Source organism: Thermoactinomyces sp. DSM 45891 (assembly GCF_900119485.1).
GTDB lineage: Bacteria > Bacillota > Bacilli > Thermoactinomycetales > Thermoactinomycetaceae > Baia.
Genome location: NZ_FPJZ01000004.1, coordinates 53,817 through 71,905, shown reverse-complemented (window position 1 = coordinate 71,905; position 18,089 = coordinate 53,817). Strand labels below are relative to the sequence as shown.

The window sequence follows — 18,089 nt, the reverse complement described above, 5'->3', positions numbered from 1 at the left end:
TGTTTGGAGCAGGGATTGTGGTTACAAGAAGCAGTGAAACCATGGGGAATTCATCTCAATGAGATCCAGCTGAAGCAGTTTGAACAGTATTTTCACCTATTAGTCGAAACCAATAAGGTAATGAATTTGACGGGAATCACGGAGGAGAGAGAAGTGTATGTAAAGCACTTCTACGACTCCCTTACCCTGATGTTACAACTAGGTGAGATAGGGAAGTCAGCCATCTGCATGATTGATGTAGGGACGGGAGCAGGCTTCCCCGGAATCCCGCTTAAAATTGCCAATCCAGACTGGAAAGTGGTGTTATTAGACTCTTCACGCAAGCGGATTCAGTTTCTCGAGCAAGTCGTGGCAGAGCTTAGTTTACAACATGTGACTTGTATACATGGGAGAGCAGAGGACTATGCGAATCAAAAAGAGTATCGTCAGATGTTTGATCTAGCGACCGCCCGTGCCGTAGCGAAGCTAAATGTCATCGCTGAATATTGTCTCCCCTTTGTAAAAGTAGGTGGAAGCTTTATCGCGATGAAGGGTTCCGCAGTCGATGAAGAAGTAGTGGAAGCAAGGCGTGCTCTTCATGTCTTAGGCAAGAACCAAGTCGATGTACGGAAACTTACACTACCCGACGAGATGGGAAGCCGGCACTTGGTACATTTGACCAAACGGGATCATACTCCGAAAGCATATCCACGAAAAGCTGGAACGCCTGTAAAACAGCCTATTATATAAACAAAAAAGCGAATTCCTACCTACGATAGGATTCGCTTTTTTTTATCCAAGATTATCAATTAAATTGTGCAGCCCGCGTAGAGCAAGTTTTCGCTTTTCGATTTGATCGAGCTCTTGTCGCTTGCGGCTGTTCTGGGAGATAGGTGTGAGGAATTCCTCCCAAGAGTTATATCCATAGGCGTCTTCAAACTCAATTTCATCGGCTTTTAATCCATTGTTTTGCTGAGAAGCAAGCGGGTTTGGGTCGTTCTCCTTCTCATGGAGGAGCTTGTTATCAACATGATGACTACTCTTGCCTGTGCTAAGATCGCCTTCAGGTGAGAAGGAGAATAGATCAAAAGGGGAGTGATCACCTTTTGTTTCTAGACTCTTTTTTTTCAGTTCTTTTGATGTATCTTTTCCCGCATTTAGATCAATGTTCTGGAAGAGTCTACTTTTCTTTTGCGTACGAGACCGCCTTCTAGGAGCAAATGAGGTATCGGGTGTTCCGATTTCATCTTCGAGATAGGTAGTCTTCTGGGTATCTTTTGGCTTTTCTAATAGGGTGAGGGAAACCAAGTTAGATGGTTTTATAGGTTTTGGTGTTTCTACCTTGACCTGCTCTATGGATTCTTTCGGATCGGATCCTTGTTCAGGCTCATTGGAAAAGAATTCAAATGAGTCAGGAGAAGGCTTATGTTGCCTAGACTGAGAAAATTTCTTTCTTAAGCGAATATCACGTTCTTTATAGGCGCGATGTGGTTCTTTAGATGCCTTATGAAAAGAAAACACAAATTCAGTGTCCTGATTCTGGTTCTCAACCGATTTGAACGCCACTGCCTCTGATGTGGTTTCTTCTAGGTCTGGTATATCCGATATCGATTCAACAGATGTGTCGGATTCTTCAAGAGAAGGGTGGGATTCCTTTAAATCGATTTCGGTATGAGCTAGGGTCTTTTTATCAGATGGTTGGATTCTATCAAATAAATGACTGGTAAGCGAGCTCTGTAGACCAGCAGGCGTCTTCGTGTGCTCTCTAGTGAGACGATCTTTGAGCGAATTTTCCCGATTCCAGAGGAGACTAGGTAAAATAGATTCCGGTTGATTCTTAGGATCTGAATTTAAATCATCTTGGTCATCAGCCTCAACTGATTCGACGAAATTCTTTTGTTGTGAAGGAGCTGGCTGATCCTCTGCTTGTTCGAAGGCGGAATCAAACTCCCCAGCTAGAGCAGGATCAAATTCTTCTATAGGATCGAAATAATCATCCTCTACCTTCAATTCCAAATCATCATTCACTTCTAGATAACTAGATGAGACGTTAGGTGGTGTCGCTACTAAATCTGAATTATTCTGTTCATCTGGTAAGAAAATATCTTCTATTGCCTTGTCACTTGTTTGTTCCTCCATGGTGACCAATTCGGTTTGAAACACGAATGTCGTTGTTTTGTGGAGTGGAGTATGTACTTCTTGTTTATGAGCAACGATTTTGTGGTCTTTACTTAGCGATACATTGGTGGAAAGCGTTTCTTGACAGATTAAGGATGTCGTAACGTGAAGGTCTAAATCGATCAAGAGAACCTTCTGACCCTGTTGTTCGCTGGCTAGGATGGCCTGTTCAGCTTTTTCTCTCGATCCTAGAATAATCACGTCAAATTGTTCTAAATGAGACATATCTTTCCCTCCTTCTTTTAGATGATTGCAGTCGGGTTATAATTATATATTTTATTATCTCTCTTTTTGCAAGTCATTTCTAGATAAATCTATTCTATTTGCTTGTTTTTTTAGGTGGGTAGATGAACAAATTGGCTATGAACCAGTCATGGGGCGGGAGTACGCTACTCGTGGAGCAAGATACACTATTGCATTGAGAGAAAATATAAAGAATCGATAGAATGTAGATTGGCATGTGATAAAGAATGCTATCTACCTAGATGCTTCTACAAACTCTAACATTTCCGTACAATAGATACAGCATGACAAGTTGGCAACTAGCATTTGTGTTTTCATAGTTTTTAAAGCTTAGTAAGTCGATGAGTAGCTCTCAGACTTACTAAGCTTTAAAATGGTTTTATTTTTTATTGATATTATATAATTTGACATTTTTTATTATTTGGATATACTTAAGTAAGTGTGAAAAAACTTAGGATGAATAGACTTATTTAGATTAGTGATGCTTTAGCAGGTTTAGAGGAGGATATTTATGTGGCGAAAAAGGCTTAGGGAGCGATATTCTCTAATTAGTAGTCTAGGAGTTACGGCAGTTTTTTTATTTTCTATTTTTACATATATTTTTCCAAAATATAAGGATTTCCTTGGTGCCTTTACTATATCAGTTTTTGTAATAGTACTGATTATGTATATTATTACTAGAAAGAATCCGGAGAATGATAAATAGTAACACATAGAAAAGGGGATAACTAACAACTAGTTATCCCCCTTTCTATGTGTTACGTACAGTTGGCAATTACATTATTTATATTGAAGAAATCCAGCAAAGCATCCTTCATATCTGCTCTCAAGTTTTTCCCAATAGAATTGATAGCCCTAGTAGTTGCAGTCTTTACTGAGTTTCCATAGCCTCTATAAAGTTTATAAGTCTTATAAAATTGTTTAGCAAACTTTGTAGCTCCTCCTAAAGCACTAAGGGCTTGTTTTACCTTAAGAATTTTAGTAAATGGAATTCCTGTTGTGACTAAAGCGATCCCAATTGCCCCAACGCATCCAGTTATGCTAGCAAGCTGTTGCTTTGGCATTTTCTCTTCTTTTATTTTTAAAATTCCATTATCTGCTACAAATTCCATATCTGTATGTGTATTTAGCCATTCAACTATCTGTTTATCGCCCTGGGTTACTACTTCATCAGGAATGCTTTCAATAGCTGATAGAAAACGCTCAGTTTCCTTTATTTCCTTTTCTTCATTTGCTCCATGAGCGATTCCATTTAGTTGTTTTGATTCCGCGCTATCCATAGCATACGTAGCTGTTTTTCCAATGCCACCAAAGACCACTAACATAGATAAAGAAAGTGTGATTGTTGTTTTCTTAACTAAAGATAAAATACTTATTTTCATTAAATTAAATCCCCTTTTATTAAATATATTTATTTTTAAATCACATTTTATTATATTATAGTCAAAAAATAAAGTCAATATCATTAAGCGATGGATGGATTGTAAAATGATGTTGTTGCGTATTGGGCAACCATCTCTAAGCCTATATGCAAACGACCTCCCCGAATATACCTTGGGAGGTCGCTTGTAGACAAGATAGGTCTATTTCTTTGTTGGTACAACGACAACTTTCTTCTTGGAACCTTTTTCACTTAGATGGTCTGGAACGGTAAACTCCTGTTGAATGGTTGCAGCAGCTTCTAGTAAATCCTTTACTGGCTGGGCTTTGGACTTCGATTGGGAGAATTTGCATAGGCCAAATCCATTGGCAAACTGTGCATCTATGCCGTAATCCTCAGCAAAAATCAACTTATCGCCAAAGCGTTCACGGTAGAAAGGCTTAAAGGGAATAGACGCGCCTCCGGTTAGGATGATGTATGTGATGTCATCCCCAAAGTCTAGGCGTTGCCAAACTTCTTCTACCAATGATTCTCCTACTTCGCGAATGGATTCGTTAACGATATCGCTAATATCATGCGTTTTTCCTTTAAAACTTATTTCACCAGAGCGAACAATGCGAGGCAAACTCCAAATCGGATACTCTTTGCCATTGTTCTCTAGATCGATACCGCGGGTAAACTCTAGTAAACGTTTGGAAAGGAGAGTATACACATTTAGCATCGCATGGCGGGAAGTAAAGCTCTGACGTTTAATAATAGTTTCCCCGTGTAAGGTTTCGATATCAGAAGTACCGAAGCCGAGATCGTTAATACTTACTTTTTGGATAAAGAGATCCTCATTTAGTAACTTCCCATCGCGATCAAGCGCGATGTGGAAGAGGGTGGCCATCGGTTGGCTGATTACGTAGAGATTTTCTTTCTTGATTTCAAACTCAATTCTACGCCAAGGTAGATTTCCTTGTTTCACTTCGAAGCTATGTTTTCCGATCAGGCGGCGCTTTAACTCTTCTTTATAATCAATATAGCTATCTGTTGGTAAGGCTACGGATACAACAGGCTCGTTACTACCTTGGAGCATGAGTCCTGTACTAACACGGAACATAATTTGATACTCTTGTTCACGAAACCAAGTTGGACTAAATAGACGACGCTTATGGGAATCAAATAACTCGTCATCCCCAGACTGTTCAACTGCAAGCTTCCCACAGAACCACTCGCGATCCCCTTCACGTTCCCGATACATAATGTTATGAGGGTCATTGTTGTATGTAATTTCCCCTACTCGGTTTGGTACTACCATGTTACGAATAAACATTTTATAGAATTTTCCGTTAGATTTAGATACTACTTTCGTTCCATAGTACCCTTGGTCATTACCTATATAAACTGGCGAATTCATATGTATTCCTCCTAATAATGGATGAAATTCTTCTCTCCAACGATTCTATCAAGTGCAGAATGAAAGGGTCAATCATAATTCGCTGTTTTTCACATTTTCTAGATAGAAATCATTTTATTGGAACAGTCAAATAATAAAAAATATGTTTCACGTGAAACATATTGATTGTCAATTTTTTCTTTTTTAGCAGGTAGTTGTTAACATATAGCGAAATGTATACAAATCCCTCCCAATTTATTATGTATAGGAAGGCGTAGGTGGTGAGTGTATGAAGGAGCCTTTTACTCGTTTCTTTGGCTTATCAGAGAAGATAACGGAGCAAATGAAGGATATATCAGTAGCAGAGATTTCGGTCAGTCCTTATCAACCGCGTACGATATTTGAGGATGAACGGTTGGATGAACTATGTCAGACGATTCAGCAACATGGGGTCATTCAGCCTATCGTAGTCAGAAGAAAGCAAAAAGGGTATGAAATCATTGCGGGGGAGCGGAGATGGAGGGCAGTCCTTCGTCTAGGGCATCCCACCATTCCAGCTATTATTAAAGACATGTCTGATCATCAAGCCGCATCTGCATCACTCATTGAAAATTTACAGCGTGAGAATTTAACCGTGATTGAAGAAGCAAGGGCTTATCAGAACTTGATCGAGATCCAATCTCTTACGCAAGAGGAGTTAGCCCAGAAATTAGGGAAAGGGCAGTCAACGATTGCCAATAAAATCCGACTACTCCAACTACCAACAGAGGTTCAAAATGAGCTTTTAAAACGAACCATCACGGAAAGACATGCCAGAGCCTTATTGACGTTAAAAGATGAAACTCTTATTTTATCTATGCTGGAAGAGATTATACAAAAAGAATTAAATGTAAAACAGTCAGAGGAAAAGATCAAGAAGCTGATGGAGATAAACGAAATTGAACAAAAACAGTTGCGACGTAAGAGTTATACACGGGATCTCAGGCTTGCTGTAAACACGATTCGACAATCGATTGATTTAGTAAAGCAAACAGGGATGGAAATATCCACAGAAGAGAAGGAACACGATGATTTTTACGAGGTCGTGATACGGATTCCTAAGCAGCCGGTTCATGCATAGTGTGGATTCGACAAGATCATACAAGCTTTACTTATAACGCTTATTTTCGATATGATGAGTGGGAAGTTTCTTAGAATGGGGTGATTGTATGGGTAAGATCATTGCTATCGCCAATCAAAAGGGTGGAGTGGGTGTGCGTCCGTACAGGTTTCATAGAGATGCCAGAAAGGTGTAGGATTAGAGAGATGTCCTACTGGTGATTGGGCTTACCTGTAAGGGAAACTGGACAGGGAACATCGCATGCCCAAAAAGTGAGTTGTCAGAACTTGCGACACCATGGAGTGATATGGTTAAAGCTAAACTGCTTGAACTCTAGCTTTGAGGCCCTGCCACCGGGGATATGCATGGTATGTGAACATAACTGCATATGAGATGGTTACAGAGACCGTTACCCATAGTCGATGTACTCTCTACGATCTCCCAATCAGTCAATGGATTGAGAAAGAAGCGAACGGGGAACCTACGTTACTCAGATAGCTCTATGAAACTGAAACGGAGAGGCCTAAAGGAAGATGATATTCTTCTCATGGCGTCGGAGCCTTCATAGTAGTCCGAGATCGAGAAAGACGATTACATGGCGAAGGAAGGCAGGTTATCAGATTACAGGGATAAAGTGAGGTATGCGGAATGCAATCAGCCGAACTAATGCTATCTCTGATCAAACAGAAAGCAAGACAAGACGAAAATTTCCAATTCAATCGATTGTATCGAATCCTGTATAATCCGGATGTTTACTCCTATGTAGGGAACTCAGCAGTGGAATCGATAACGAATCCACTCGGAGCCTATCAATGGGAAAGCTGGTACGATTTGATTCAGTCAGAGCGCTGGCATCCACGCAGGAAGGTGGGGGGGCAGACGCTGTTTCCTGAGATGACGGTTATGTACATTCTTCAAGTATGTCACCAGGCGCTATTTCCAGTGCATGAAAATCAGTTTGTGATGGATCAAGGAGTTTCTATGAAACATCATGATTTTCGTGAGTTAGGGAATACATTACGAAGAGTTGCCAATAGCTGGTTGGTTTCATTTTCGATACCAAGTGAACTGCTGGATACTTGGGAGCATTGTCGTACCCTGTTGAAGACGCGGTGTCAGGATGGTCGGTGGTTAGAGTTGGTTCGAAGATTTCATCGCCAAAAGTGGCTTCATCCACATCCAGAATATGAGCGTTATGGTGTACAGCCATTATCTACTACACTACATAAAGCGATTGACACCCTTGTGCAGCGTGCGCTCCTTGGAATGAAAGTCGTTTATATTCGGATTCATTCGCAAGTCCATATCTGTGTAGATGCTCCATTTTCGGAAGTGAAAAGATACCAACAGCGGTTACAATCGGCTTTTGATCAACGGCACCTACCGATTCTTGTGCATAATCCAGAGCATAAGGGGAGGAAAGTGATCGGTCCCTATCAGATGAACTGGCTGAAGAATCATCAGAAGTGGAAGGTTTGCATAGCAGAAGAGGAATGTTGGAACTGGATAAAGTCCTTCACAAAAAGCGGGAGAGCCTGTCATGTTTCGAATCGAATTCATTTATCGATTCCACAGATTATCGAGTTATATCGTCGTGAGTTGCAATTATTTGATATTTATACAGAGGCTAAGAAGTATTTTCCGAAACAGAGGGACGAATTTTGTGACATCCATTTTATAAGCTTATGTAAAACCATCGCAGCGAAAGAAAAGAGTTCCGTTAAGAAGACATTGAATCGATATGGATCAAAAGAGAAGAGGGTTCTTCGGGCTAGGGATGGGGATCGATTCGTCCAGTATGATCCGCGATAAGTTTCATTTTTTCGTCTTGTGTGATTCTGTGATAGCTGGAGAGCCGTATATGCCGAAAGGTGTACGTACGGTTCGGAGGGGGTTGGTAGGAGACCTGCTTCTTAGCAAGGCGCCTACCTTCTACCCTACAAAACTACAACCTCTATAAACTTAGCAGCATGTTTGGCGGCGATAGGCAAGAAAATTTTAATTGTAGATATTGATCCGCAAGGGAATACCACAAGCGGCTTAGGTATTAACAAAGCGGACGTGAAGCATTGTGTATATGATGTTTTGATTAATGATCGCTCTGTTGAAGAAGTCATTCTACCAACAGACGTTGATAACTTTCATTTGATCCCAGCAACAATTCAATTAGCAGGGGCAGAAATTGAATTGGGACAGGCCATTTCGAGAGAACTACGGCTCAAACGAGCGCTACAAACCTGTAAGCATGAATTTGATTATATTTTTATCGATTGTCCACCATCATTAGGCATTATTACACTAAATGCCTTGACTGCCGCAGAGTCGGTTATTATCCCGATTCAATGTGAATTTTACGCATTAGAAGGGCTAGGCCAATTGCTTAACACGGTTCGTCTTGTGCAAAAACATCTAAATAGGCATCTTGAGGTAGAGGGTGTTCTTCTGACCATGTTTGATGCTAGAACCAACTTGTCGGTCCAAGTGATGGAAGAAGTAAAAAAATACTTTCAGTCTAGGGTGTACGAGACGGTTATCCCTCGTAATGTTCGTTTATCGGAGGCGCCTAGTTATGGCAAATCGATTATTGCCTATGATCCAAGATCGAAAGGCGCTGAATGCTATATGCAATTAGCAAAGGAAGTGGCGAGAAGTGAGTAAAGGTTTAGGTAAAGGGTTAAACGCACTTTTTCTCAACACAGATGCTGATGTTCGTGACGATGACATTGTAAAAGAAATAGAGGTCCTTGAATTACGTGCTAATCCATATCAACCCCGAAAGCACTTTGATGAAGATGGCTCTTTAAACGAATTATCGGAGTCTGTGAAACAACATGGGATTATTCAGCCCTTGATTGTAAGGAAAAGTATTCGTGGATATGAGATTGTAGCCGGAGAACGTCGGTTTCGTGCGGCGAAGCGGGTAGGTTTGGAGAAGGTCCCGGTTGTCGTTAGGGATTATACAGACAATGAAATGATGGAAATCGCGCTGGTAGAAAACCTACAAAGAGAGGACTTAAACCCAATCGAGGTGGCAATGGCGTATCAAAAATTGCTTCAACACTTGCATTTAACGCAAGAGCAATTGTCAGAGCGAGTGGGGGTAAGCCGGTCACATGTTACCAATTTCATTCGTCTTCTTCAGCTTCCCGCGGAGATTCAAGAAAATGTTTCACGTGGAACACTGTCCATGGGCCATGCCAGAGCGCTTCTAGGAATCAAAGATTCAGACTTACAAAAGAGGCTCTCCAAGAAAGTAATCGAAGAGGAGACGAACGTTCGTCAACTAGAAGAGTGGATTCAGCGTCTTAATCAAAAGGGGAATTCAAAGTCAGAGAAGCCGAAGCAAGAACAAGACCTTTCTCCCGAGATGAGGCATTTTGAAGGTTTGCTCCAAGAGATATTTAGTACATCTGTTAAGATTCGTCCAGGGAGAAGAAAAGGAAAAATTGAGATTGAATACTACTCTGAGCGCGAGCTGGAGCGGATTGTAGAGTTGCTGCAACAAGATCGGATTTTGTAGGGTAGGAGAAGGAAAAGGAAGCACAAACAACCCCAACTTCATGTGAAAACGACTTCACACGAAGATTAGGGTTGTTTGTTATCGCTGTCCATTAAGGGTACATTATACATAAGGTTGTGCACGGTCTAAAGAGGTATCTTGTACCAGTTGAATGGACTGCTTAATACTCTCCGCAATAATCTCAGCCATATTCATAACTAGACTTAAGCGAGTGTTTTGTAGGACAAGATATTCCATAAAACCAGATACGTTCACAATACCTGTAATCGAAAGATTTCCTACCTCTGGGAGATCTTTATTAACACCTGCTCCTGGCTTGATGGAGCCTTGGGAAACCTGTATGGCACCAACATTTTTTAATTGACCTAGACATGCGTCAATGGCGATCATAAAGTGATCAGGATGGTCCTGTTGAATCATTTCTACCGTACTGGCTAAATTGAGAGCATGAACTGGTTCGTCAAGTGTTCCATATACTTCCGCTATATCAGGAAATGTTTTTTTCTGTAGGATAGAGCCAACAAGGGGGCCTAGTGAATCCCCAGTTGATCGATCTGTACCGATACAAACACAGACAATTTTACGTCCATGAGGAAGCTGTAAGAGGTGTTGATAAAGGGAATGAGTGCAATGGCTTAGTGCGCTAGGATCTTGATAAGAGATGCGAAATGGAGAAAGAGTTTTGAATGGGTTAGATTCTTTCATCACCAGCGTCCTCTCAGAATATATTGATGTTACAGTATACGGATATATTAAGAGGTTTATACCTACAGATTGAGAGATTTGTAGAGTGGGTAGTCTAATTATGTAGAACCAATTTCTATGGAAGGAGGATTTTTTGATGCTCACATCATCACTATTAAAATGGATGATTCGAATGTTCCTCCGCTTATATCATCGTGTGGAAGTAATCGGATTGGAAAAATTTCCCCGTGAAGGGGCCGCACTTATAGTCGGTAATCATATTAGTTATATCGATCCTTTTTATATCGGCTCTATGCTGCCGCGTCATGTTCATTTTATGGCAAAAGCAGAAGCATGGAGATTCCAAATCACAAAGTTTTTTTTGGATATATTTCAAGCATTTCCTGTGAATCGAGAGAAAGCGGATATTCAAGCAATACGCACTGCCTTACGTTATTTACAGGAGCAAAAATGTGTAGGCCTCTTTCCCGAGGGTGGAATCAGAGAGGATGTAGCCCCCCTTCAAGAAGTAAAACAAGGTGCTGCATTCTTATCCTTAAAAGGGAATGTTCCTGTTGTCCCTATTTACCTATCAGGTAGCGAAAAGGCACTACCTGTTGGGAATATTTGGATTAAACCCAGCAAGATTCGAATCATTGTGGGTGATTTGATTTTAGTCCCAGAAGCAGGAACCTTTCGGGAGAGACAAGAATATCTTTCGCAACAAATTTTGCAAGCACTGCAGGACTTGCGGAAGTCGGTTGAGCAAATGGATTAAGTTGTACGTAGATGATTTTAAAATGGAGAGTGGGGACTTTCTTGCAGAGAAAAGATTTTGGATTAGGTGATGTGGTGGAGATGAAGAAGGCACATCCTTGCGGAACCAATGCTTGGAAAGTGATCCGTATGGGAATGGATATCCGCATCAAATGCACAGGTTGTGAACATAGTGTCTTGCTACCTAGGATGAGGTTTGAACAGAAGTTAAAAAAGGTGCTTATGTCAGCTGAGCGAGAAGATATATAAAGTGGAGCGGTTCCATTGGAATCGCTTTTTGTTACGAATTATTTCCGCTATAATAAGATAGTTGAATCAAGAATCGGGAAAATTGGAGTTGAACTTTAAGATGGCATTGACGACAGGAATAGTAGGTCTCCCGAATGTAGGGAAATCCACATTATTTAATGCGATTACGCAAGCCGGGGCAGAATCGGCAAACTATCCATTTTGCACCATTGACCCAAACGTAGGAGTGGTAGATGTACCAGATGTAAGGCTGGATCGTCTAAAGCAAGTGGTCAATCCCCAGAGAGTTGTTCCTACTTCTTTTCATTTTGTTGATATTGCAGGCTTAGTGAAAGGTGCAAGCAAGGGAGAGGGGCTAGGAAATAAGTTTCTTTCTCATATTCGCGAAGTAGATGCAATTATCCATGTAGTGCGGTGTTTTGAAGATGAGAATATTACTCACGTATCTGGACGGATTGATCCAGCCGATGATATGGAAACGATTAATCTCGAACTCGTATTTGCGGATATGGAGACAGTTGAAAAGCGGATGGATCGCGTTTTACGCCAGAAGAAAAGTGGAGAGAAACTGGCTACGCAAGAGCATGATGTGTTATCGAAGATCCTTCCTGTACTAGAAGAAGGAAAGCCAGCACGCTCTGTGGATCTTAGCCCTGAGGAGAAGCTGATTGTAAAAAGTCTTAACTTGCTAACGATGAAAAACATGCTTTATGCAGCAAATGTAAGTGAAGAGGAAGTTGCCAACCCAGATGGGAACCCTCATGTTCAACGGGTAAAGGAAATTGCTGCATCCGAAGGCGCTGGAGTTGTAACGATCAGTGCTCAAGTTGAGGCTGAAATTGCGGAGTTAGATAATGAGGAACGAAAAATGTTCCTAGAAGAGTTAGGCTTGGAGCAATCAGGACTTGATCGTTTGATTACGGAGGCGTATCGTCTACTAGGATTGATCACTTACTTTACTGCGGGTGAAAAAGAAGTACGGGCTTGGACTATTCGAGAAGGCACGAAAGCACCACAAGCGGCAGGTGTGATTCATACGGATTTTGAACGTGGTTTCATTCGCGCTGAGACCGTTGCTTATGAAGATTTAACCAACTCTGGAAGCTTAGGACAGGCACGTGAAAAGGGTCTACTTCGATTAGAAGGTAAGGATTATGTGGTAAATGATGGAGATGTGATGAACTTCCGCTTTAATGTGTAGAAAGTTAACTACTCTCCATTCGAACGTACGTTTGATAGATTTATCCGTAACATCAACGGAGTTTCACAAAATAGGAAATTGCTTCTAGCTTGCTATTATAGTTGAGCTTTGCTAGAATGGATTAACGTGAGTAAATATGCTCGCCCCTTGCTCTCTCCTTAGCTGTGAGAGCCGCAAAGTCCAGAAGGAGGTGTAGACGGAATGCACAAATACGAATTGATGTACATCGTACGTCCAGACATGGACGAAGAAGCTGTGAAAGCAACCCGTGAGAAAGTAGCGGGTGTGATTACAAACAACAGTGGCGAAGTTGTGAAGACCGACGACATGGGGAAACGTCGTTTGGCTTACCTCATCGATAAATACCGTGAAGGTGTTTATACAGTTGTAAACTTCAACGGAGAAGCTGCTATGGTTTCTGAGTTGGAGCGTGTAATCAACATTGATGAAAATATCATCCGCCATATGGTTGTAAACATGGATGAAAAATAAATACTAGAGGGATTCAAGGGAGAGATTGCGTCATGGTGAACCGAGTTGTTTTGATTGGTCGGTTAACTGCCGATCCTGAAATGCGTTACACGCAGTCTGGGGTTGCAGTGACTCGCTTTTCTATTGCTGTAAATCGTAACTATACGAATCAGCAAGGAGAACGTGATGTAGACTTTATCAATATTGTTGCATGGCGTGGACTAGCCGAAACCTGTGCTAACTACCTGAAAAAGGGTCGTTTGGTTGGTGTTGATGGTCGCTTGCAAATCAGCGTCTATGAAAACCAAGAAGGCCGTAAAGTACGTAACGCAGAGATAATAGCCGAAAACGTTCAGTTCTTAGAAACCAATCGTACTCGCGAGGGTAACGGTTCTGATTTCGGCGATTCTTCTTATGGTGGTAACTCAGGTGAAGGTTTCAGCGGTAGCAATAATAACAACCATAACAACTTTGGCGGTGGCTGGAATCAAAACAGTTCTAACAATCAAGGTCGTCGTAAGACGGATAATCCGTTTGAAGATGATGGCAAGCCAATTGATCTCTCTGATGATGATCTTCCGTTCTAGTTAATATAAAACGTACTTTTTTGGATAGGAGGGAATATGAATGGCTCGTCGTCGTGGACATAAACGTCGTAAAGTTTGTTACTTCACAGTAAACAAAGTTTCATACATTGACTATAAAGATACAGACTTGCTCCGTAAGTTTGTTAGCGAACGTGGTAAGATTTTACCACGTCGTGTAACAGGAACTAGCTCTAAGTATCAACGTCAATTGACTCGTGCAATCAAACGTGCTCGTCAAATGGCACTCCTAGCTTATACAAACGACTAGGAACATCTAAAACAATCCATTCAGTGGGTTGTTTTTTTGTTCAGTTGATAAACGTGATTAATTCCTTATTTAGTTTTTCTTTCTCTTCCCACATTAGCCCATGACCACTATGCTCGAAGGGAACTAGTTTTGAGCGCAGAATCCCGTTATGAAGGGCAGTAGCAAGTGGATACAAACACACTTGATCGTGGATTCCATGAAGAATAAGGGTAGGGACATGGATCTCACATAGATCAGAAAATAACGTTTCATCACGAAAAGTCTTAGCTACTTTGGCAGTAGCCCATCCTGCAGCTTCTAGCCCCATTTTCAGAAACCACTCTGCAAAGGGTTGAGATATTTTTTGATAGAAAAATAATGTTCCAAACTGTTCTAACATCTTGGGGCGATCCTGGTACGTTCCTTCGATCAGACGATTGACTTCCTCAATGGGAAGTCCGTGCGGGAAGTTCGGGCGCTGAACCACACTTGGCGCCGCTGCACCGAGTAATGCTAGCTTGGAAACTTGATATCCACAATGTCGTGACATATATCGAATGGCAACTGCGCCCCCTACTGAATGGCCAACCAATGTTATGTTTTCTAACTGAAGAGATTGAATGACACAGTAGATATCATCTGCCAATCGATTGTAACTATATTTTCTCCAAGGTTTATCCGACTTCCCAAAGCCACGAAGATCAACTCCAATACACCGAAAACCATATCCGGGTAGCTCATTAAATTGATATTCAAATAGATTATGATTCGCAGGCCATCCATGAATAAAGAGAATGGTTCGTTTTGCCCTGGGGTTTATGTCTTCCGCATAAATCTTCACATCCGGCTCCACATGTATATAGTAACCCAATACGCTCGCCTCCAACTATTTGACTCTTGTCCCCTACGTCTTTGTTTATTCGTTGTTCTATCCAACTCTAATTTAGCCTCTTATTCATATATCTTATTTGCAGCCAACGGATTCAATGTTACCCTTTTAGAGAATATGGAAGTTGTTTTTTCTAAGTAGGCAGGAAATAACATAAAAATGTGGAAATTCCTTCTAACGAGAAATTAGAAGGGGAGCGAATACCATGAACCGACCAGAAAAAGGTATACATATTGCGAAAAATATTAAAGTGGTCGACTGGTTAAAAACAGAAATTCTAGACCAAATCGCTAGCTTATTCCGTGGTCTCCATTATGCAAACCAACAAATGATTATAGATAGCCTTTCGAGTATTTTAGTTTCTGTTTACGTATTAGCCAGAAGGATGGGGATTCCTTACCGTGAAGTGGACCAAGTGGTCACCCAAAAATTAAGAGAACATATGAAAGAAGGGCATCAATTGGAGGAGTGGTACGGCGATTTGTCTGCTATGGAGAAATATATTAATAAACGTTAGAATAAGAATTAGAAAATGGTAAGCGATAGATAATCCAAAATCTGGTCAAATTTATAACTCTGCAAGAGTTGAAGCTCCGCTGAACTCGGGTAAAATAGAAGGTATGAGGTTATGAGTGTTACCCAGCTTGGAGGAGTTAAAGGAAATGCCAAAAAATTTTATGCATAGATGGCTAAGTGTATCCACAAGTTGGATATTAGGACTTACTGTAATTCTCCTTATATGGATTCTTACAGAAAAGCTTTCCTATGTTGTGATTGCGATACTCTGTGTAGGACTTCTTACTGCCATTCGGTATAAAACAGAGTTTGAACAAAAAAAAGAACAATCCCAATACGTGCTAGCGTTAACGGATCGCATTCAATTTGCTGGTCAGCTTGCGGTGAAGCATCTCCCGATTGGCATGATCCTACTCAACCATGCAGGAGAGGTGCAGTGGCATAATCCATTCGTATCCAACTTATTTCCTAAGGCAAGGTTAATAGGAAGCAAGATTGCTGAGCACTTGCCAGAACTGGATCCGGAGGAACACTCTCTATCAGATCCTGTTATGATTCAGATTCATGATAAACATTATTCGTGTATCTATCATCGCGCTGAACGTTTATATTTGATAGAAGAAGTAACGAAGTGGGTGTCCCTACAAGAGAAGTACGAAGATGAAAAGCCAATATTGGGTTTCTTGCATCTGGACAATATAGATGAGGCTGGGCAGGGGTTATCGGACCAAGAAGAAACCCTTTTGATCAGTAAGGTGTTCCAAGCGATTTCGGAGTGGGCATTGCAGTATGAAGTTGCATTAAAGCGAATTGATACAGATAAAATGTTTTTTATTATGTTTCAAAAGAACCTGGAACGCATGATTCATGATCGTTTTGACATACTGGATACAGTACGGGAGATGACACGGAATAATAAGATCCCGATCACATTAAGCTTAGGGGTTGCTAGCTTAGGAGAAACACTCGTTGAAAAGTCAAAGCATGCACAAGCGGCACTCGAAGTAGCGCTGGCGCGCGGCGGTGATCAAGCCGCTGTACAGTCAAAAGAGAAAATTGCCTTTTTTGGTGGTAAAACCAACGCAGTCGAAAAACGGAATCGGGTAAAAGCGCGAGTCATTTCTCATGCGATTAGTAATCTGCTACAAGATTGCGAGCGAGTGATCGTGATGGGGCATAAGCAGCCTGATTTAGACGCGATTGGTGCTGCGATTGGTGTAGTAAAATTAGCAGAATTAAATGATTGTGAAGCGTTTATTATTCTAGATGATGATTTGAGTGCAGTTCAAAAGTTGATGGACGAGATTGAGAAGCACGAGGAGGTAAGCGACGTGTTCATTACTTCGGATCAAGCTATACAGTGGATTGATGATCCAGACACCCTCCTTGTGCTAGTGGATACACACAAGCCAAGTCTAGTGACGGAGAAGAAACTCATTGATCGCGCTGAAAAAGTTGTTGTGATCGACCATCACCGTCGTGGCGAGGATTTTGTTGAAGATTCCGTTCTGGTATACTTAGAGCCCTACGCATCGTCTACCTGTGAGCTAGTTACGGAGTTACTTCAGTATCAGGATCATCGACTAACAATGGATACGCTGGAAGCATCAGCCCTCCTTTCTGGGATCGTGGTGGATACGAAGAACTTCTCCGTCCGTTCTGGATCGAGGACTTTTGAGGCGGCTGCATTTTTACGGAGACATGGGGCAGATCTCATGTTAGTGCAGTCTTTGCTAAAAGAGGATTTAAGCCAGTTCGTAAAACGTGCAGAACTCATACGTAATACGGAGTTACATCAAGGAAAGATTGCGATTGCAGTGGGGGATGAGAGTCGTGTCTATGACCAGTTGCTCATCGCTCAAGCGGCTAATACGTTATTAGATATGCAAGGGATCTCTGCTTCTTTTGTGATTGCTTATAAGGCAGAAGGAGTCGTTTCGATCAGTGCTCGATCGGAAGGAGATCTAAATGTCCAATTGATTATGGAACAGATGGGCGGTGGAGGACATCTGACCCATGCTGCCTGTCAACCGGAGAACAAAAGTGTTCGAGAGTGCAAACAAATACTAAAATCCCTAATTCAAGAACAGCTGGAGGGGGAGGAGACATCATGAAAGTCATTCTACTACAAGATGTAAAAGGAACAGGTAAAAAAGGTGAATTAAAAGAAGTATCAGAGGGGCATGGCCGTAACTACTTATTACCGAGGAAATTGGCAGTTGAGGCAACTAGCGGGAATGTAAATAGCTTGAAAGAAAAACAACGCCTCGATGATGTGAAAAAGACACAGTTGCTAGAAGATGCAAAGGCGCTTGCTACACAAATGGAATCGTTGGAAGTAGTCTTATTTGCGAAGTCTGGAAAAGAAGGCCGCCTCTTCGGAGCCATCTCAACTAAACAAATCGCTGAAGCGTTGAATAAACAACATCAAATGAAGATTGATAAAAAGAAGCTACTCATTGACGACGCAATCCGTACATTAGGTGTAACGAAGGTGCCCGTTAAGCTCCATCCAGAAGTGACGGGTACCCTTTCTGTACATGTAAAAGAGCAAGGATAGATCAAGGATGGTAAAGAATGGCTAGGGGGATGTATCAGCCCGGGCTAGCTTTTAAACGGATCCGTTTAATAAAGGATAATCAACAAACTTGTAGAAACAAATGGAAAGGCTCCACTGTTCCCACTAGGGA

The 18,089-nt window shown here is 41.4% G+C and carries 18 protein-coding genes and 1 pseudogene; 14 read left to right on the top strand and 5 right to left on the bottom strand.

The window, feature by feature from the left end:
- Window positions 1-3: 3 nt before the first annotated feature.
- On the top strand, window positions 4-729 hold the full coding sequence (gene rsmG, locus BT147_RS05965; RefSeq protein WP_072332187.1) for a 16S rRNA (guanine(527)-N(7))-methyltransferase RsmG: 726 nt from the start codon (window positions 4-6) through the stop codon (window positions 727-729).
- Between the two features lie 42 nt (window positions 730-771).
- Here the strand turns inward: rsmG and BT147_RS05960 are convergent, their stop codons facing one another.
- The 3 genes from BT147_RS05960 to BT147_RS05945 form a co-directional block, all read right to left on the bottom strand.
- Complete coding sequence (locus BT147_RS05960; protein ID WP_072332184.1) at window positions 772-2,382, bottom strand: tRNA uridine-5-carboxymethylaminomethyl(34) synthesis enzyme MnmG; 1,611 nt, start codon at window positions 2,380-2,382, stop codon at window positions 772-774.
- Between the two features lie 776 nt (window positions 2,383-3,158).
- Complete coding sequence (locus BT147_RS05950; protein ID WP_083426417.1) at window positions 3,159-3,782, bottom strand: hypothetical protein; 624 nt, start codon at window positions 3,780-3,782, stop codon at window positions 3,159-3,161.
- Between the two features lie 201 nt (window positions 3,783-3,983).
- The gene (locus BT147_RS05945; protein WP_072332179.1) at window positions 3,984-5,180 is read right to left on the bottom strand and encodes a ParM/StbA family protein; all 1,197 of its coding nucleotides are present in this window, start codon (window positions 5,178-5,180) and stop codon (window positions 3,984-3,986) included.
- A 268-nt stretch (window positions 5,181-5,448) separates the two neighbouring features.
- Here BT147_RS05945 and noc point away from each other — a divergent pair, with 268 nt between their 5' ends.
- The 4 genes and pseudogenes from noc to BT147_RS05925 all read left to right on the top strand — a co-directional run bounded on the left by noc (window position 5,449) and on the right by BT147_RS05925 (window position 9,778).
- Window positions 5,449-6,279, top strand: coding sequence for a nucleoid occlusion protein (gene noc, locus BT147_RS05940; protein ID WP_072332176.1), 831 nt, complete (start codon window positions 5,449-5,451; stop codon window positions 6,277-6,279).
- Window positions 6,280-6,906: 627 nt separating this feature from the next.
- Window positions 6,907-8,070: a hypothetical protein gene (locus BT147_RS05935; protein ID WP_072332173.1), complete on the top strand. Its 1,164-nt coding sequence runs from the start codon at window positions 6,907-6,909 to the stop codon at window positions 8,068-8,070.
- A 129-nt stretch (window positions 8,071-8,199) separates the two neighbouring features.
- Window positions 8,200-8,916, top strand: a pseudogene (locus tag BT147_RS05930) (ParA family protein); the annotation flags it as partial.
- Window positions 8,909-9,778, top strand: a complete 870-nt coding sequence (locus BT147_RS05925; protein ID WP_072332167.1) for a ParB/RepB/Spo0J family partition protein — start codon at window positions 8,909-8,911, stop codon at window positions 9,776-9,778. The pseudogene BT147_RS05930 and the gene BT147_RS05925, both read left to right, overlap by 8 nt.
- A gap of 102 nt (window positions 9,779-9,880) precedes the next feature.
- Here the strand turns inward: BT147_RS05925 and yyaC are convergent, their stop codons facing one another.
- Window positions 9,881-10,483 (bottom strand): spore protease YyaC, encoded by a 603-nt coding sequence (yyaC, locus tag BT147_RS05920; RefSeq protein WP_072332164.1) that lies wholly within the window; start codon window positions 10,481-10,483, stop codon window positions 9,881-9,883.
- A 136-nt stretch (window positions 10,484-10,619) separates the two neighbouring features.
- Here yyaC and BT147_RS05915 point away from each other — a divergent pair, with 136 nt between their 5' ends.
- From BT147_RS05915 to rpsR, 6 genes are all read left to right on the top strand, one after another.
- Window positions 10,620-11,240 carry a lysophospholipid acyltransferase family protein gene (locus BT147_RS05915; RefSeq protein WP_072332161.1) on the top strand — a complete coding sequence of 207 codons (621 nt, stop codon included), beginning with the start codon at window positions 10,620-10,622 and terminating at the stop codon, window positions 11,238-11,240.
- A gap of 41 nt (window positions 11,241-11,281) precedes the next feature.
- A complete protein-coding gene (locus tag BT147_RS05910) occupies window positions 11,282-11,488 on the top strand; it encodes a DUF951 domain-containing protein (protein ID WP_072332158.1) in 207 nt (68 codons plus the stop codon).
- A gap of 100 nt (window positions 11,489-11,588) precedes the next feature.
- Complete coding sequence (gene ychF / locus BT147_RS05905; protein WP_072332155.1) at window positions 11,589-12,689, top strand: redox-regulated ATPase YchF; 1,101 nt, start codon at window positions 11,589-11,591, stop codon at window positions 12,687-12,689.
- A gap of 201 nt (window positions 12,690-12,890) precedes the next feature.
- Window positions 12,891-13,181, top strand: a complete 291-nt coding sequence (gene rpsF / locus BT147_RS05900) for a 30S ribosomal protein S6 (RefSeq protein ID WP_072332152.1) — start codon at window positions 12,891-12,893, stop codon at window positions 13,179-13,181.
- A gap of 32 nt (window positions 13,182-13,213) precedes the next feature.
- Window positions 13,214-13,747, top strand: coding sequence for a single-stranded DNA-binding protein (ssb, locus tag BT147_RS05895; RefSeq protein ID WP_072332149.1), 534 nt, complete (start codon window positions 13,214-13,216; stop codon window positions 13,745-13,747).
- Between the two features lie 40 nt (window positions 13,748-13,787).
- Window positions 13,788-14,015, top strand: coding sequence for a 30S ribosomal protein S18 (gene rpsR / locus BT147_RS05890; RefSeq protein ID WP_072332146.1), 228 nt, complete (start codon window positions 13,788-13,790; stop codon window positions 14,013-14,015).
- 40 nt (window positions 14,016-14,055) lie between these two features.
- Here the strand turns inward: rpsR and BT147_RS05885 are convergent, their stop codons facing one another.
- Window positions 14,056-14,865, bottom strand: coding sequence for an alpha/beta fold hydrolase (locus BT147_RS05885; protein ID WP_072332143.1), 810 nt, complete (start codon window positions 14,863-14,865; stop codon window positions 14,056-14,058).
- 223 nt (window positions 14,866-15,088) lie between these two features.
- On the opposite strand from BT147_RS05885, the gene BT147_RS05880 reads away from it, so the two are divergent.
- From BT147_RS05880 to rplI, 3 genes are all read left to right on the top strand, one after another.
- Window positions 15,089-15,400, top strand: coding sequence for a MazG-like family protein (locus BT147_RS05880; RefSeq protein ID WP_072332140.1), 312 nt, complete (start codon window positions 15,089-15,091; stop codon window positions 15,398-15,400).
- A 145-nt stretch (window positions 15,401-15,545) separates the two neighbouring features.
- Complete coding sequence (locus BT147_RS05875) at window positions 15,546-17,513, top strand: DHH family phosphoesterase (protein ID WP_072332138.1); 1,968 nt, start codon at window positions 15,546-15,548, stop codon at window positions 17,511-17,513.
- The gene (gene rplI / locus BT147_RS05870; protein WP_072332135.1) at window positions 17,510-17,959 is read left to right on the top strand and encodes a 50S ribosomal protein L9; all 450 of its coding nucleotides are present in this window, start codon (window positions 17,510-17,512) and stop codon (window positions 17,957-17,959) included. Before BT147_RS05875 ends, rplI begins: the two co-directional genes overlap by 4 nt.
- The last annotated feature ends 130 nt before the right edge of the window (window positions 17,960-18,089 follow it).